Source organism: Desulfuromonas sp. TF, from assembly GCF_000472285.1.
Taxonomy (GTDB): domain Bacteria; phylum Desulfobacterota; class Desulfuromonadia; order Desulfuromonadales; family ATBO01; genus ATBO01.
On the sequence record NZ_KI421426.1, the window covers coordinates 203,981 to 219,842 of the forward strand.

Consider the following 15,862-nt stretch of genomic DNA (forward strand, 5'->3'; position numbering starts at 1 on the left):
AGGCTGATCAAAAATGCCCAGATGCAAGGCGGACGAAATCCTGAGGATTAAGGCGTACCTGGAAGGTACGTCGTTGACGAAGGGTGAGGACAACGCCGCAGATGGGCGTTTTTCATCAGCCTCCTAGCAAAGGAGACCGGCATGGCAAGGATCGTCGGCATAAAAGGGAGAGAAATACTGGATTCGCGGGGCAATCCCACAGTGGAGGTCGAGGTCGCCCTGGAGGGGGGCGCCTGCGGGCGGGCCGCGGTCCCCTCCGGCGCCTCCACCGGGGTGCATGAGGCGCTGGAGCTGCGCGACGGGGACAAGGCCCGTTACGGCGGCAAGGGGACGCTGAAGGCCGTCGAACATGTCAATCGGGAGATCGCCGGCGCCGTCGTCGGCCTGGACGCCCTCGACCAGGGCGCCGTCGATGGGGCCATGCTGGCGCTGGACGGCACCCCGAACAAGGGGAAGCTGGGGGCGAACGCCGTGCTCGGCGTGAGCCTGGCGACCTGTGGGGGCCCCTACCTTCCGGGAGGCGGTGCGCTGGGGGAGCGAGGTCTACCATGCGCTCAAGGCGGTGCTGAAGGAAAGCGGGTACACAACCGGCGTCGGCGACGAGGGGGGCTTCGCGCCGGCGCTCAAGACCAATGCCGCCGCCGTCGAGTTGATCCTCCAGGCCATCGAGAAGGCCGGCTACGCGCCCGGACATCAGATTGCGCTTGCCATCGACCCGGCCGTCAGCGGTATCTACGAGGACGGGATGTACAACCTGCGCACGGAAGGGCGGAAGGTGACTGCCGCCGAGATGGTCGCTCTCTGGGAAGAGTGGGTGGAGAAATATCCGATCGTGGTGATCGAGGACGGTCTGGCCGAGGATGACTGGGACGGTTGGCAGCTCCTCAACCGCAGACTCGGCGACAGGGTCGAACTGGTCGGCGACGACCTGTTCGTCACCAATGTCGAGCGCATCGCGCGCGGCATCAGAGAGAAGGCCGCCAACGCCGTGCTGATCAAGCTCAACCAGATCGGCACTCTGAGCGAAACGGTGGCCGCCATCGAAATGGCGCGCCGGGCCGGCTGGGGCTCGATGGTTTCACACCGCTCGGGTGAGACGGTGGACAGCTTCATCGCCGACCTTACCGTGGCGATGGGCACCGGCCACCTCAAGACCGGCGCCCCCTGCCGAGGCGAGCGGGTGGAGAAGTACAACCAACTGCTGCGCATCGAAGAGGAACTGGGGGCCGCTGCCGTGTTCGCCGGCCGCGGCGCTTTCGTCCGCTAAGGCCGAAGAGCGGAATGCACCGTCCTTCGAGCGACTGGAGGTCATTATGCCGGTAGCCGACTATGAAACCTACTGTGAAATGCTCGATCGTGCCCGGGCCGGCCGCTTTGCCTACCCGGCCATCAACGTCTCGTCGCTGACCACCGCCAATGCCGTGCTGAAGGGACTCGCCGAAGCCAGGTGCGACGGCATTATCCAGGTCTCCACCGGCGGCGGAGCCTTCGCTTCGGGGACGGCGGTCAAGGAGATGGCATTGGGCGCGATCTCCATTGCCGAGCATCTCCACCGGGCGGCCCAACGCTACCCCATCTATGTGGCGCTGCACACCGACCACTGCCAGGCGGACAAGCTCGAGGCGTTCGTCCTGCCGCTGGTGGTGGAGACCGAAAGACGACGCGCCGCCGGGCAGCCCAACCTCTTCAACAGCCACATGTTCGACGGCAGCGCTTTGCCGCTGGCGGAGAACCTGGAGATTGCCGCGAGGCTCCTGGAGCGCTTCAAGGCAAGCGACCTGATCCTGGAAATCGAAGCCGGCGTCGTGGGGGGGGAGGAGGACGGCATCCGGGCCGAAGCAAGCGCCAGGCTCTATACCACCCCCGAGGACACCCTGGAGGTGGCCCGGCGGCTGAACGGCATCGGCGCCCGTTACCTGCTGGCCGCCACCTTCGGCAACGTCCACGGCGTCTACAAGCCCGGCGCGGTCAAACTCCGCCCCGAGGTGCTCAAGGAATGCCAGGAGGCGGTGGTCGCCCGCTACGGCGAGACGGCCCGCTTCCACCTGGTCTTCCATGGCGGCTCGGGCTCGGAGCTTCACGAAATCCATGAGGCCCTCGACTACGGCGTGGTCAAGATGAATATCGATACCGACACCCAGTACGCCTTCACCCGTCCCATCGCCGCTCACATGTTCACGCACTATGACGGGGTCCTCAAGGTGGACGGCGAGGTGGGAGACAAGAAGGCCTACGACCCCCGCACCTATCTGGCGCTGGCCGAGGCGGGAATGGCCGAGCGGGTCAAGCGGGCGGTGACGGAGTTGCGGGGTGCCGGCACGACGCTCTTCGGGAGCCAGGAAGGAAGATAAGTGGAAACTCTATTTTTCCGAATGGCAGGCGGCGGCACAGGCGGGTTTCAACCCAACGGAGGAGACGATGGCAAGCAGACGATGGAAACTTTTACGAGCGATCAAAGGGTCTGTCGCGGCACTGACCGTAGCGGCCGCCTTGCTGCTCTGGAACGGGACGGCGTCGGCCCAGGAGGCAGCGCCCGCTGCCGCCGGGGAAGAACAGGGCGGAGAGGAGATGGAGATCCTGATGAACATGGCCCGTTTTCTCGGTCAGGCACAGAGCTTCAGCGTAAGCGTGCGCAGCGGCTACGATGCCATCCAGGAAGACGGGGAGCGGATCGAGTTCGGCGAGAAGCGCCGGGTCCTGCTCCAGCGCCCCGACCGGATGCGCGTCGAGGTGGAGTTCAGTGACGGCGAGCAGGGAATGGTGCTGTTCGACGGAAAGACAATCACGGCCTTCAAGGCCGATGACAACGTCTACGCCACAGTGGAGAAACCCGGGACGGTGGACGGCGCGCTGGTCTACCTGGTTCGGGACCTGCAGATGACGATCCCTCTCGCCCGGATGTTCCACACCGGTCTGCCGCAGCAGTTAGAAAAGTTGATCCAATCGGTCGATTACGTGGAGACGGACGCCCTCTTCAACGTACCCGTCGACCATCTGGCCGTCCGCACCGCCGAGGTCGACTGCCAGTTCTGGATCACCCAGGGCGCGCAGCCGCTGCCGCGACGAGTCGTCATCACCTACAAGGAGATCCCGGGTGAGCCTCAGTTCTGGGCCGAGTTCTCCGACTGGAACCTGGCCCCCGAAGCCGCCGCCGACCGCTTCGTCTTCACCCCGCCGGCCGGGGCGGAGAAAGTCCCCTTCATCATTCCGGCCCGAATCGGAAGTCAGGCCCCGCCCAGGGAAGGAGGCGAAAAATGACCCTCAGGACGTCATCGGCCATACTGTCGATTTTCGTGATTTTCTTGTTCCTGCTCTCCCTCCCCGGCATTGTCGACGCCCGCGGCGGCGGCAGAGGGGGGGGCGGCGGCTTTAGAGGCGGCGGGGGCGCAAGAGGCGGCGGCGGGTTCACCCGCAGCAGCCCGGCCAGAGGCGGCGGGTTCTCCTCCCGCTCCGTTTCCCAGCGTCCGGCGCAACCTTCCCGCCAGCCGTCAATGCAGCAGCGGCCCGGAGCCGGTGCCGGAACGCGGCCGGAACGGCCATCCACCGGACAGGTGGGTGCAGCGCAGCGCCCGGCGCAGCGGCCTGAGGGGGCCGGAGACCGGCAGGGTCAGCGGCAGGAAGACAGGGGCGACCGTCAGCAGGATCGTCTGGACCAGCGCGACCAGGCCCGCGAGGACTGGCAGAGCCATGCCGACCAGGCCCGCGAGGACCGGCAGGACTGGGCCGAAGACGAATACTGGGACGATCACTGGCACGGCCATTATGACGATGATTTCGCGGCCGGTGTCGTGGTCGGCGCGACGGTGGGCGCGGCGACGGCCGCAGCAGTAAGTTCGAACTACGTGACCACACTGCCCTGCTCCACTTCGGTGGTGATTGTCAACGGCACCCACTACTACAACTGCAGCGGCACCTGGTACAGCCGCGGCTACTCGAGCGGCAGCGTAGTCTACATCGTCACCGAAGCGCCTTGATGAGACCCTGTAGAGGCATGCAATTTATCTCCCCCCTTGACGGAAGGGAGAAAGATCGGATCGTTACGTATGCGGACGTTGGTGAAGAAGGACACCTGAAAGGCGTACTTATGGGAGCGACCATTCAACGCGAAGAAAGCGGCATCTGGATCATTCGTATTTCCGGAGCCCTGCTCAAGGAAGAGCTGGACGCCGTTCAGGCCGCCTGCATAGGGGGCATGGGACAGGATAAGGCCAGGGTGCTGGTCATGGTCGAAGAGGACTTTCGCGGATGGTTGGGGGGTGAGGTCTGGCACGACACGACCTTTCTCGTGGAGCACGGCGACAGGATCGGGAAAATCGCCATCGTCGGCGAACCCCAATGGGAAACCTCGATATTGATGTTCACCGGCGCCGGTTTGCGGCCCACCCAGGTCAAGTATTTTACCCGGAACCGGCTCGCCGAAGCCCGGGCCTGGGTGGAGTGAGGAACAGCAGGTGACCGGGCAAGGAGTGGACAATCCAGAGTGGGGCCGAGAGGGAAAGGAGCAAGCCGATGAGCGCTGCCAGGAAGAACAGGAAAAAAGACAAAAAGAGCAGCGGGGAACCCGACAGGAAGCTGACGAGAAAAAAATATGAGAAGGAACTTGCCGGCCTCCACGTGGAACTGGTCAAACTTCAGGAGTGGGTCAAGGAGAAGGGGCTCAAGGTCTGCATCGTTTTCGAGGGACGCGACGGTGCCGGCAAGGGGGGGACCATCAAGGCGATCACCGAGCGGGTCAGCCCGCGGACATTCCGCGTGATGGCCCTCCCCACGCCGACGGAGCGCGAGAAGTCCCAGATGTACGGGCAGCGCTACATCCCGCATTTTCCGGCGGCCGGAGAGGTGGTGATCTTCGACCGCAGCTGGTACAACCGGGCGGGGGTCGAGCGGGTGATGGGTTTTTGTACCGAGGAGCAGGCTAAGCGTTTTCTGGAAGTCGTGCCGGGATTCGAGAAGCTGATGATCGAGTCGGGCATCATCCTCCTCAAGTACTGGCTCGAGGTCAGCCCGGAGGAGCAGACCCGCCGGCTGGAGGGGCGCATCGACGACGGCCGCAAGATCTGGAAGCTCTCGCCGATGGACATCAAGTCCTATACACGCTGGGATGACTACACCCGCGCCCGCGACGAGATGTTCACGGCGAGCGACACCCCCTGGGCGCCCTGGTTCGTGGCGAAGTCGGACGACAAAAAGCGCGCGCGCCTGAACATCATCAGTCATCTGCTCAGCAAAATCCCCTACGAGGATTTGCCGCGAGAAAAAGTGAAGCTGCCGGATCGGAAGAAAATTGGCAAGTACAAGTCCTCCGACTACCCGTTCAAGTACATCACGGAGATCTTCTAAACCCTAACAAATGGAGGTGCCCGATGAAATGGTTCGCGTTCTTGTCGGTTATGTTTCTGTCGTTCACGACCGGTCCCGTTTTCGCCGCGGACCCGCCGAAGGAGACGCAGGAGGCCGTCGGCACCTTCCTCGAGGGGTGCGAGAAGGAACTGACCACCTGGTGCAAGGAGGTCACCCCGGGCGAGGGCCGGATTCTAGCCTGCCTCTACGCTTACCAGGACAAGCTCTCCCCTCGCTGCGAGTATGCGCTCTACGACGCGGCGGCGCAGCTTGAGCGGGCCCTCAGCGCCCTGTCCTACACGGTCAACGAATGCCGGGACGATCTCGAGAGCTACTGCGCCGAGGTCAAACCCGGCGAGGGGCGGCTGCTCGACTGTCTGCGGGAGAACGAGGCGAAGGTCAGCTCCCGCTGCAAGACCGCACTGAAGGACGTAGGGTTGAAATAATCTCGAGACCCTCCGCAATACAGGAGACCCGCGTCCAAGGGAGGCACCATGAATGCTCAACTGGATTTTACCATCGAGCGGCTCGGCGAGTGCCGCTTCCCGTCACCGATGCAGGGGGTGCGGTTCACCTTGGACAGCGAGCGGATCATGTACCACTCCCGCTTCGATGAGATCGAGGGATGTATCGGCGACGGAGGGGAACCTCCAACGCTGGAGCTGGCCGGACCGCGCGAACGGATCTTCTTCGAGCCGGCGAAGACCGCCTGCGGCATCGTCACCTGCGGCGGCCTCTGCCCCGGGATCAACGATGTGATCCGCGCCGTCACCCTCAGCCTGCACCACCACTACGGCGTGCGCAAGGTCTACGGGTTCCGGTACGGATACGAGGGGCTGGTGAAGCGTCTCGGGCACACCCCCCTGGATCTGACCCCCGAAGCGGTGGGGCACATCGGAGAGCTGGGAGGGACGATCCTCGCCTCATCCCGGGGGCCCCAGAAGCCGGCCGAGATGGTCGACAACCTGGAGGAGCTTGGAATCGGCGTGCTCTTCACGGTGGGGGGGGACGGGACGCTGAAGGGGGCCGGCGCCCTGGCGGCGGAGGCCCGCCGCCGGGGACTTCCCCTCAGCATCATCGGAATTCCCAAGACGATCGACAACGACATCTCCTTTGTCCAGAAGACCTTCGGCTTCGAAACCGCCGTGACCGAGGCCCACCGGGCCATCTATGCGGCCCACGTCGAGGCCGGCGGCGCCCGCAACGGGATCGGCCTGGTGAAGCTGATGGGGCGTGACTCGGGATTCATCGCCGCCTTCGCCTCCCTGATCGACAGCCAGGTCAACTTCTGCCTGATCCCGGAGGCCCCCTTTTCCCTGGCCGGCTTTCTGGGAGCCCTGCAGCGGCGCCTGGAGTCGCGCGGCCACGCCGTTGTCGTGGTGGCGGAGGGGGCGGGACAGGAGCTGCTGGCGGCCACGGCGGAGCGCGATACTTCGGGGAACATCAAGTTCGGCGACATCGGCACCTTTCTGCGCGACGCCATCAAGTGGCACTTCGCCGCCCGCAGCATGGAGGTGACCCTCAAGTATATCGATCCGAGCTACATCATCCGCAGCCAGCCGGCCAACACCCACGACTCGGCCCTCTGCCTGCTCCTGGGGCACAGCGCCGTGCATGCGGGGATGGCCGGGCGGACCAACATGGTGGTCGGCTTCTGGAACCACCAGTTCACCCACGTGCCGATCACCCTGGCCACCAGCGCCCGGAAGAAGATCGACCCGGAGGGGTGGTTGTGGAGCAGCGTGCTCGCCTCCACCGGCCAGCCCCGGGAGATGCTGTAATAAGAAGGGAAAGGGAGCTCATGGAAAGGAAATGCGCGGTCATCAATTGCGGCAGCTCATCGATCAAGATGGAGGTGTTCACTGTCCCGGAGCTCGAGTCGATTGCCGATGCGCTGGTGGAGAGGATCGGCACCACTGAAAGCCGGCTGCGCCAGCGCCGGACAAGGGAAGACGGCAGCCGCCGGGAAGAAATCCACAGCCGGCCGCTGGCGGATCACCAGGCGGGGTTCGAGTTCATTCTTGAGGTGAACGCCCGGGACCGCGTCATCCGGGAGGAAGGGGAAGTGGCCGCTATCGCCCACCGGGTGGTGCACGGCGGGGACCGTTTCGCCGCCCCGACCCTGATCGACGACGGGGTGGTCGCCGCCATCCGCGACCTGATCCCCCTCGCCCCCCTCCACAACCCCTCCAATCTCCTCGGCATCGAGGCGGCACGCGGTCGTTTTCCGCAGGCGCCGCACGTGGCGGTCTTCGACACCGCCTTCCACCAGACCCTGCCCCCCCATGCATTCCGCTACGCCGTTCCCGACGAGTTGTACGAGCGGTACAGGGTGCGCCGCTACGGTTTTCACGGCTCATCCCACTCCTATGTGGCCAGGGAGGCGGCCCGGCACATGGAACGGGCGCCGGAAGAGGTCAATCTCATCACCCTGCACCTGGGGAACGGCGCCAGCGCCGCCGCCGTTGCCGGGGGGCGGAGCATCGACACCTCCATGGGGCTCACCCCCCTCGAGGGACTGGTGATGGGGACCCGCTGCGGCGATCTCGATCCCGCCCTCCATTTCTACCTGCTGAGGCAGACCGGTATGGCGCCGGCGGAGCTGGAGAAGCTGCTCAACTCGCAGAGCGGACTCAAGGGGATCTGCGGTGTGGCCGACATGCGGGAGATCCAGGACCGGTCGGCCTCGGGGGACGGGCCAGCCGCGCTGGCCCTGGAGATGTTCTGCTACCGGATCAAAAAGTACGTCGGCGCCTATGCCGCGGCCCTGGGGCGCGTCGATGCCCTGGTCTTCACGGGGGGGATCGGCGAGAACTCGGCTGTAGTCCGCCGGAAGACGTGCGCCGGGCTTGAGAACCTGGGGATCGCCCTCGACGAGACTCGGAACAAGGGAGTAGGCGGCACGATTACGACCGTCAGCCGGGAGGAAAGCCCGGTCGCTGTCCTCGTGGTCCCCACCGACGAGGAGCTGGAGATCGCCCGCCAGGCCATGTCCGTCATCGCCAACTCGACATGCACGCGCGAAATCCTGTAGGGGGCGATTCATGAATCGCCCCTACGATACGTCGTTGAAGAAGCATGAGGGCAACGCCGTCGAGCAGCATGAGGGTGACGCCCCCACTCCGGGTCGGCCCCGCGTGGTGATCGTCGGCGGCGGTTTCGCCGGGATCGCTGCGGCGAGGGAGCTGCGCTACGCACCGGCGCAGGTCGTGGTGGTGGACCGGGTCAACCACCATCTATTCCAGCCGCTCCTGTATCAGGTCGCCGGCTGCATGCTGGCCGACGGCGATATCGCCTCGCCGATCAGGGAGCTTCTCGCCTCCCAGGGGAACACGGTGGTGGCCCTTGCGGAAGTGATCGGACTCGATCCGGCCAAACGACAGATTTACCTCGACCTCTATCCGGAGCATCCCTTCGACTACGACTACCTGGTAGTGGCCGTGGGGGTGGAGACGAGCTATTTCGGACATGACGAATGGGCCCGCTTCGCTCCTGGAATGAAGACCCTCGAGGAAGGCATCGCGCTCCGTTCCCGCATCCTGGAGGCGTTCGAGCTGGCCGAGTTGCAGGAGGACCCCGGGGCGCTGCCGGAGTTGACCACCTTCGTCATCGTCGGCGGGGGGCCGACAGGGTGCGAGCTGGCCGGCTCCTTCAGCGAGATGTTCCGGGAAACCCTGGCCAGGGAGTTTCGCCGGTTCGACCCGGCCCGGGCGAGGGTGATTCTGGTGGAGGCGGGCCCCCGGCTTCTGCCCGCCTTCGCCCCGGAACTGGCGGAAAAAGCCCACCGGGAACTGGAGCGGATCGGGGTTGAAGTCTGGCTCAATTCGAGGGTTGAAAACATCGACGCCGATGGAGTTAACATCGGCGGCAAACGGGTTGCCAGCCGCAACGTCATATGGGCAGCCGGCGTGCAGGGTGCAGGCCTGTGCGGTCTGTTGAGGGGTGAGCGGGACCGGCAGGGACGGTTGGTGGTGGAGCCCGATCTGACCGTTCCGGGCTACCCGGAGATCTTTGTCGTCGGGGATGCGGCTTCGATCCGGCACGGGACGGGAACCTTGCCGGGGGTGGCGCCGGTGGCGATCCAGAGCGGCCGTTACGCCGGCCAGGCGATATTGAGGCGGATGCAGGGCGGGCCGGCGCCGCCTCCCTTCGTCTATCACGACAAGGGGAACATGGCGACCATCGGCCGCACGTTCGCCATCATGGAGTCGAACAGGGTGCGGCTCAGCGGTCGCGCGGCCAAACTCGCCTGGGCCTTTCTCCACATCTGGTACCTGATGCAGAACGAGGACAAGCTGGTCGTCTTCACGAAATGGGCCTGGCACTACTTCACCCGCACTCGGGGGACGCGGCTTATCGAGGGACGGACGATGCCGCCGACGAAGTCCGATTGACACAACGGGGGAGGCAATCTCCGGATGGAAACCGGCCGATGCCGGCGTTTTTCCTCAGACCAGTGTCCTGTTTGGTTAGTCCATTCAGATAATTCTGAGGCATTTTGGTCGCTGGGAAGGCACGGCGACGCAGGCCTAGCCAAAGCTAAACCGAGGAGACGCAACGCAGCCAGCGGCCAAAAGGGCCAGAATTAATGGACGGAATTAACCAATCAGGACACGAGGAGGTGTCACGTGAATCTTCCCGACCACAAGACCAAGATCGTCTGCACCATCGGCCCGGCCTCCGAGTCCCGGGAGGTCATGGAGCGGATGCTGGAGGCGGGGATGAATGTCGCCCGCCTGAACTTTTCCCATGGCGACTTCGCCGCCCACAAGAAAGTCATCGACAACCTGCGTGCCGCATCAGCGGCAACGGGGCGCAGGATCGCCCTCATGGCCGACCTCTCCGGGCCGAAGATGCGCATCGGCAAGCTCAGGGAAGAGCCGGTCGAACTGAGCCCGGGCGATCCGCTCGTGCTGACGACCGAGGAGATCGACGGCGACCGGGGGAGGATGGCCGTTTCCTTCAAACGGCTGCCTCAGGCCGTCAAGCCCGGCGATGCGCTCTTTCTCAACGACGGCATCATCCAGATCGAGGTCGTCTCAGTCACCGGTAACGACGTCGCCTGCAGGGTGGTGGTCGGCGGCGAGCTGCGATCCCGCAAGGGACTCAACCTTCCCGGCATCGACCTCGGCCTCGGCGCCTTCACCGAGCGGGACCACGAGTGCCTCCGGTTCGCCGCGCGGGAGGGAATAGACGCCGTCAGTCAGTCCTTCGTCGAGACCGGCGACGACATCAGGGCGGTCCGCCGAGCGGCGGAGGCGCTGGACTACCACCCCTTCATCATCGCCAAGATCGAGCGCTCCAATGCCCTCGAGCATATGGACGATATCCTCGATGCCTCCGACGGCATCATGATCGCCCGGGGGGACCTGGGGGTGGAGGTGCCGATCGAAAGGATCGCCGTCATCCAGAAGGACCTCATGCGCCAGGCCAATCGGCGCTCCAAGCCGGTCATCACGGCCACCCAGATGCTCGAGTCGATGACCGAGAGCCGCCGGCCGACCCGCGCCGAGGCCACCGACGTCGCCAACGCCATCCTCGACGGCACCGACTGCGTCATGCTCTCGGCCGAATCGGCGATGGGGAAATATCCCGTGGATGCCGTGGCGATGCTGTCCCGGATCGCCGCCGCCGTCGAACCCCGCAAGCAGCCGATCACGGTTGAGGGGCTGTTCGAGGGGGTGGATCTCAAGGGAAGGCTCAAGCCCGCTCACCTCATCGCCGTGGCGGTCGAGGCGAGCATCAAGTACGCCTCTCCCGCCGCCGTCTTCGTCCCCACCCACAGCGGCGCCACCGCCCGTAGCCTTTCCCTCTTCCGGCTGCCGGTCTGGGTCGCGGCGGTGAGCTCGTCCGAACGCACCTGCCAAGGTCTCGCTTTTTCCTACGGGGTGTATCCGGTGTACGAACCGTACCATCCGGAAGACTGGGATTCCTTCGTTCGGAGCTGGCTGGAGAGGCATCAGGTGGGGGGGGATATGGCCATCCTGACCGAAGGCCCCTCTAGAAAACACCCCGAGGGGCGCAACCGCATGGAAATCATGGATCTCAGGGGATCGAGATGCTGATTCTGGCCGGTGGCAAGAATGTGCCGCTGATGGAGTGCATGAAATGGCCCTCCCATTTTCCCGCACGCAAGCCGCTGGGTATTCTTCTCGCCACGTTTTTCGGCCTCGCCGTGGCGGCTTGCGCCGCCATCTCCGGCCCGCCGCCCACGGGAGAGCTGCCGCTTCTCGATCTCTGGAGCGGCGACTTCCCCGTAAAAGAGCTCGCGCGTCTACCCGAGGGCCAGCAGCAGTCGCCGACAGGCTTCATATCGGACCCTGCAACCTTCGCCGCCGTGTGGCGGGCCTTCAAGCCGGACACACCTTTGCCGGCCGTCGACTTCGACCGGAGCCTGGTGGTCTTCCACCGCAATACCACCTTCTACAACCACACTGACATCTTCAAGGTGGAGGCGGACCAGGGGGTGATCGATGTCCTCGCCATGGAAACCATGTCGGCCCTGCCCATCGAGGACCGGGTCGCTATGGCACTGGCGGTCATTCCCCGCCGGGGCGTGGTCGCCATCAAGGCCGGCGACCGGCTCGTCCCTTTGCGTTAAAGCTTCGGTGGAGAACTGACGATGCTTCACCTCAGGCTTTTATATCCTCTCACCCTGCTGATGGTCTGCGGGTGCGTCGGTCTGCCGCCAGAGCAGCCGAAAGCGGCTACAGTGGGCCAGGCCGCCGAAGCGGATTCTCCCGCCTCGGCCACCTATCGGATCGCGGGGCGCTTCGTCTCCCTGAGCGGAGGCCGCGCCGAGAATCAGGTCATCCCCGGGGCTGCCTCACGCACCGTGACGGAAATCTTCGGCGAACCGGTCGCCGGAGACCTCGATGGCGACGGCACCGCGGACGCGGCACTGCTGCTGGTGCAGCAGACCGGCGGAAGCGGCAGCTTTTTCCACCTCGCCGCGGCGCTGCAGAAGGACCGGAAGTGGCAAGGCAGCAACGCCGTTTTTCTAGGCGACCGCATCGCGCCGCAGGAGCTGTCTGTCCGCAATGGACTGATCATCATCCGCTATGCCGAGCACCGGCCGGGCGAACCCATGGCCGCCGCCCCCACCAGCGCGGTCGAGCGTTATTTCCTGGTCGAAAACGATCTCTTGTTAGAAAGGTTTTTAGAGGGGAAGGGAGCTGCGCCTCGCGAGGGATGGGTGACCATCGGCCACGAGGTGAGAGAAATCCTTCTCTGCGGCGAGGAACAGCCGCGTTGGCTGATGGGCGATTCTCCGGCCTATGGGGACATCCGGGCTGCCCACCGCCAGGCGGCGGCAGACCTGCCTCCCTATGCTCCCGTCTTCATGATTCTCTCGGGAGAGGAGACGCCGGCTCCCGGCGATGGTTTCGGGGCCGACTGCCCCGGCGGTTTTCGTGCCGCGCAGCTGCTGAAGGTAGCGTCCAGAGGCCACTGCAGAAGCGAATGGATCCGGGTAGACGCACCGTCCCCCGGCACTTCCGTGGTCAAGGAGACGATCGAGATCAGCGGCCAGGCCCGGGGTCCATGGTTTTTCGAGGGGGATTTTCCGCTGCTGGTCATCGAGAGGATGGGAAGTGTCGTCGCCCGCCACTACGCCAGCGCCCAGGGTCCGTGGATGACCAGAGGCTGGGTTCCCTTCAGAAGTGTGGTCACCATTTCCCAACCCTACGAGCCGGGGTGGGGCTGGCTGGTATTGAAGAAGGACAACCCCACCGACCGGCGCGAACTCGATGACGAGGTGCGCATCCCTGTTTTCCTGCCGCCGTGAGTCTGACGGAGAGACATCCTGCTGACCGTCTTCGGTCTGATGGAAGATGGAGTCAGCGCCCTTCTCGATTTCTCGGGCACGCTTCGTAACGGAACTATCACCATCGAAGGCACCCTTTCCGCCTAGCGGTCCCTGCGCCTGGGGGACTTTCAGCCGCCAGGCCGGACCGGAAATATTCTGACCGGATTCCGCCGGAAAGCCCGCGTACCTGCTTCTGAAGGTCCAGGTCGCCAGGCAGAACAAAAGAAGGGGTACTTCCGCGATCGCTAAAACCGACGGTACGTAACTCCATGGCGTTCGTCGATTGCGGGGAAAGTACGCTTCCCGCTGCATATGCTTGAAAACGAACAAACCGGTTAGAAAAATGGAAGGTTTCGTTGTAAACTTCAACACTGAGCTTTGTGCTGCAGCTGAACACCCTGTCGATTCCGTCAACCTCCCCTTGCTGATTATGAGGAGACAAGGAAGCCAACCATGACAGAAGCCATCACCCCGCTGACCGCCCGCCCCGCCTGGAGGGCCCTCACCGAACACCACGCCGCCATCCGGGAGCGCCATCTCCGCGAACTCTTCGCCGAGGACCCCGGGCGGGGAGAGAGTCTGGCGGTCGAGGCCGTCGGCCTCTATCTGGACTACTCGAAAAACCGCATCACCGACGAGACTCTTCGGCTCCTCCTGCAGCTGGCCGAGGCATCCGGCCTGCGAGCGCGGATCGACGCCATGTTCCGGGGGGAGAAGATCAATATCACGGAGGGCCGGGGCGTCCTCCACGTGGCCCTGCGCGCCCCCCGGGGGGCGACGATCCTCGTCGACGGCGAGAACGTGGTCCCCGGGGTGCACGCCGTGCTCGACCGGATGAGCGCCTTCGTCAGCCGCGTCCGCAGCGGCGATTGGCGCGGCCATACCGGCAAGCGCATCCGCAACGTCGTCAACATCGGCATCGGCGGCTCCGACCTCGGGCCGGTGATGGCCTACGAGGCGCTCAGGCACTTCAGCGACCGCTCCATGACCTTCCGCTTCGTCTCCAATATTGACGGAACCGACTTCGCGGAGGCGGTCCTCGACCTCGACCCTGCGGAAACCCTCTTCATCGTCTCCTCCAAAACGTTCACGACGCTGGAGACGATGACCAACGCCCGGACGGCTCGGGAGTGGCTGCTCCGGGGGCTGAGAGGCGACGAGAAGGCCGTGGCAAGGCACTTCGTCGCGGTTTCGACCAATGCCGAAAAGGTGGCCGAGTTCGGGATCGACACGGCCAACATGTTCGAATTCTGGGACTGGGTCGGCGGGCGCTACTCCATGGACTCGGCGATCGGCCTTTCGACGATGCTCGCAATAGGCCCGGACCATTTTCGCGCCCTCCTCGACGGCTTCCACCAGATGGACGAGCACTTCCGCACGGCCCCCTTCGAACGCAATCTGCCGGTGCTCATGGGACTCCTTTCCATCTGGTACGTCAACTTCTTCGACGCGCCGACCATTGCGGTTCTGCCGTACGAGCAGTACCTGAAGCGCTTCCCGGCCTACCTGCAGCAGTTGACGATGGAGAGCAACGGCAAGCGTGTCACGCTCGACGGGGTCGAGGTCGACTACCAGACCAGCCCCATCTACTGGGGAGAACCGGGGACCAACGGACAGCACTCTTTCTACCAGCTGATTCATCAGGGAACCCGGCTCATCCCCTGCGACTTCATCGCTTTCCACAAGTCGCTCAACCCCATGGGGCGGCATCACGACCTGCTCCTCGCCAACGTCTTCGCCCAATCCGAAGCCCTGGCCTTCGGCAGGACCCCAGAGGAAGTCAGGGCCGAGGGGACGCCGGACTGGCTCGTGCCCCACCGGGTTTTCACCGGAAACCGCCCCTCGAACACGATCCTCGCCGAGCAGCTCACCCCGGAAATCCTCGGCAAGCTCGTGGCGCTGTACGAACACTGCGTGTACACCCAGGGGGTGATCTGGAACATCAACCCCTTCGATCAGTGGGGGGTGGAGCTTGGGAAGGCGCTCGCCCAGCGCATCATCCCGGAACTCGAGAGCGAACAGGAGCCCGCGCTCGATCACGACGGCTCGACCAACGCCCTGATCCGCCGTCACCGGAAGATCGGGAAGAGGAGCAAAGGATGAAGTTGCATGAACTCGCCGGAAAGCAGGCCGCGGACTCGCCCCCTTTATCGTGCAATCCGCCACCGTTGCCAGAAGCGGGAACCCCGGGAGGAAAGCCATGATCGAAGGTTTGTGGACGGCTCAGGTCAGATCGAATGTCAGCAACATCAGCCAGGGCTTCGGGGTGCTGATTTTGCGCGACGGCCGCATCTACGGCGGCAATTCCCTCTTTTACCATGTCGGCAGCTATACCTTGGACGGAGAGACCGTCAGAGGTGAAATCGTTATGAAGCATTATGGCGCCGATCCGCTGACGATCTTCGGACTGGTGGAAGAGGGAGCCAGCGCTCTCCTCGATTTCTCCGGCAGGATCGGTGACGGAACCATCACCCTTCAAGGCACCCTTTCCGGCCAGCCGTCCCTGCGTCTGGAAGGGACACTCACCCGCCAGGCCGGACCGGAAATTTTCTGACGAATGATTTAGGCATCGTCCCGGTCGAAGCATCAGTCACCATTTCTCGATTTCGAAAGACGGCATATCATCCCGAGGACGATATATCGTCCTGACAGCCCTCCACTGCCAACCCTCCATGCCTCTGCCCTTCTGATTTCCTCAATTTTATTCTTCACTTG

At 64.3% G+C, this 15,862-nt stretch carries 14 protein-coding genes and 1 pseudogene; all 15 read left to right on the plus strand.

Annotated features, from left to right (window positions below; all coding sequences use genetic code 11):
- Window positions 1-141 precede the first annotated feature (141 nt).
- The 15 genes and pseudogenes from DTF_RS24595 to DTF_RS0119050 all read left to right on the plus strand — a co-directional run bounded on the left by DTF_RS24595 (window position 142) and on the right by DTF_RS0119050 (window position 15,701).
- Window positions 142-1,267, plus strand: a pseudogene (locus DTF_RS24595) (phosphopyruvate hydratase).
- 46 nt (window positions 1,268-1,313) lie between these two features.
- Window positions 1,314-2,351 (plus strand): class II fructose-bisphosphate aldolase, encoded by a 1,038-nt coding sequence (fbaA, locus tag DTF_RS0118980; protein WP_027716597.1) that lies wholly within the window; start codon window positions 1,314-1,316, stop codon window positions 2,349-2,351.
- A gap of 67 nt (window positions 2,352-2,418) precedes the next feature.
- Entirely contained in the window at window positions 2,419-3,258 is an 840-nt protein-coding gene (locus tag DTF_RS0118985; RefSeq protein WP_027716598.1) for a DUF2092 domain-containing protein, read from the plus strand.
- Entirely contained in the window at window positions 3,255-3,974 is a 720-nt protein-coding gene (locus tag DTF_RS0118990; RefSeq protein WP_027716599.1) for a hypothetical protein, read from the plus strand. The genes DTF_RS0118985 and DTF_RS0118990 overlap by 4 nt, the downstream gene beginning before the upstream one ends.
- A gap of 17 nt (window positions 3,975-3,991) precedes the next feature.
- On the plus strand, window positions 3,992-4,441 hold the full coding sequence (locus DTF_RS0118995; protein ID WP_162148671.1) for an STAS/SEC14 domain-containing protein: 450 nt from the start codon (window positions 3,992-3,994) through the stop codon (window positions 4,439-4,441).
- A gap of 68 nt (window positions 4,442-4,509) precedes the next feature.
- Entirely contained in the window at window positions 4,510-5,340 is an 831-nt protein-coding gene (gene ppk2 / locus DTF_RS0119000; RefSeq protein ID WP_027716601.1) for a polyphosphate kinase 2, read from the plus strand.
- A 23-nt stretch (window positions 5,341-5,363) separates the two neighbouring features.
- Complete coding sequence (locus tag DTF_RS24600) at window positions 5,364-5,786, plus strand: cysteine rich repeat-containing protein (protein WP_051361477.1); 423 nt, start codon at window positions 5,364-5,366, stop codon at window positions 5,784-5,786.
- A 60-nt stretch (window positions 5,787-5,846) separates the two neighbouring features.
- Window positions 5,847-7,121 (plus strand): ATP-dependent 6-phosphofructokinase, encoded by a 1,275-nt coding sequence (locus tag DTF_RS0119010; protein ID WP_027716602.1) that lies wholly within the window; start codon window positions 5,847-5,849, stop codon window positions 7,119-7,121.
- 20 nt (window positions 7,122-7,141) lie between these two features.
- Entirely contained in the window at window positions 7,142-8,374 is a 1,233-nt protein-coding gene (locus DTF_RS0119015; protein WP_027716603.1) for an acetate/propionate family kinase, read from the plus strand.
- 10 nt (window positions 8,375-8,384) lie between these two features.
- Window positions 8,385-9,734 carry an NAD(P)/FAD-dependent oxidoreductase gene (locus DTF_RS0119020; protein WP_051361478.1) on the plus strand — a complete coding sequence of 450 codons (1,350 nt, stop codon included), beginning with the start codon at window positions 8,385-8,387 and terminating at the stop codon, window positions 9,732-9,734.
- Between the two features lie 234 nt (window positions 9,735-9,968).
- Window positions 9,969-11,405, plus strand: a complete 1,437-nt coding sequence (pyk, locus tag DTF_RS0119025) for a pyruvate kinase (RefSeq protein ID WP_027716605.1) — start codon at window positions 9,969-9,971, stop codon at window positions 11,403-11,405.
- Complete coding sequence (locus DTF_RS0119030) at window positions 11,399-11,941, plus strand: hypothetical protein (RefSeq protein WP_027716606.1); 543 nt, start codon at window positions 11,399-11,401, stop codon at window positions 11,939-11,941. The genes pyk and DTF_RS0119030 overlap by 7 nt, the downstream gene beginning before the upstream one ends.
- Before the next feature lie 21 nt (window positions 11,942-11,962).
- Window positions 11,963-13,126, plus strand: coding sequence for a Gmad2 immunoglobulin-like domain-containing protein (locus DTF_RS0119035; protein ID WP_027716607.1), 1,164 nt, complete (start codon window positions 11,963-11,965; stop codon window positions 13,124-13,126).
- A 474-nt stretch (window positions 13,127-13,600) separates the two neighbouring features.
- Window positions 13,601-15,250, plus strand: coding sequence for a glucose-6-phosphate isomerase (gene pgi / locus DTF_RS0119045; protein WP_027716608.1), 1,650 nt, complete (start codon window positions 13,601-13,603; stop codon window positions 15,248-15,250).
- Between the two features lie 97 nt (window positions 15,251-15,347).
- Window positions 15,348-15,701 carry a GrlR family regulatory protein gene (locus tag DTF_RS0119050; RefSeq protein WP_027716609.1) on the plus strand — a complete coding sequence of 118 codons (354 nt, stop codon included), beginning with the start codon at window positions 15,348-15,350 and terminating at the stop codon, window positions 15,699-15,701.
- Window positions 15,702-15,862 lie beyond the last annotated feature (161 nt).

What these genes read in the sequence shown, in the direction of transcription:
- DTF_RS0119015 (WP_027716603.1), top strand. Translation starts at nt 7,142, where the DNA reads ATGGAAAGGAAATGCGCGGTCATCAATTGCGGCAGCTCATCGATCAAG.
- pgi (WP_027716608.1), top strand. Translation starts at nt 13,601, where the DNA reads ATGACAGAAGCCATCACCCCGCTGACCGCCCGCCCCGCCTGGAGGGCC.
- DTF_RS24600 (WP_051361477.1), top strand. Translation starts at nt 5,364, where the DNA reads ATGAAATGGTTCGCGTTCTTGTCGGTTATGTTTCTGTCGTTCACGACC.
- DTF_RS0118985 (WP_027716598.1), top strand. Translation starts at nt 2,419, where the DNA reads ATGGCAAGCAGACGATGGAAACTTTTACGAGCGATCAAAGGGTCTGTC.
- DTF_RS0119050 (WP_027716609.1), top strand. Translation starts at nt 15,348, where the DNA reads ATGATCGAAGGTTTGTGGACGGCTCAGGTCAGATCGAATGTCAGCAAC.
- DTF_RS0119030 (WP_027716606.1), top strand. Translation starts at nt 11,399, where the DNA reads ATGCTGATTCTGGCCGGTGGCAAGAATGTGCCGCTGATGGAGTGCATG.
- DTF_RS0119035 (WP_027716607.1), top strand. Translation starts at nt 11,963, where the DNA reads ATGCTTCACCTCAGGCTTTTATATCCTCTCACCCTGCTGATGGTCTGC.
- ppk2 (WP_027716601.1), top strand. Translation starts at nt 4,510, where the DNA reads ATGAGCGCTGCCAGGAAGAACAGGAAAAAAGACAAAAAGAGCAGCGGG.
- fbaA (WP_027716597.1), top strand. Translation starts at nt 1,314, where the DNA reads ATGCCGGTAGCCGACTATGAAACCTACTGTGAAATGCTCGATCGTGCC.
- DTF_RS0119020 (WP_051361478.1), top strand. Translation starts at nt 8,385, where the DNA reads ATGAATCGCCCCTACGATACGTCGTTGAAGAAGCATGAGGGCAACGCC.
- DTF_RS0118990 (WP_027716599.1), top strand. Translation starts at nt 3,255, where the DNA reads ATGACCCTCAGGACGTCATCGGCCATACTGTCGATTTTCGTGATTTTC.
- DTF_RS0118995 (WP_162148671.1), top strand. Translation starts at nt 3,992, where the DNA reads ATGCAATTTATCTCCCCCCTTGACGGAAGGGAGAAAGATCGGATCGTT.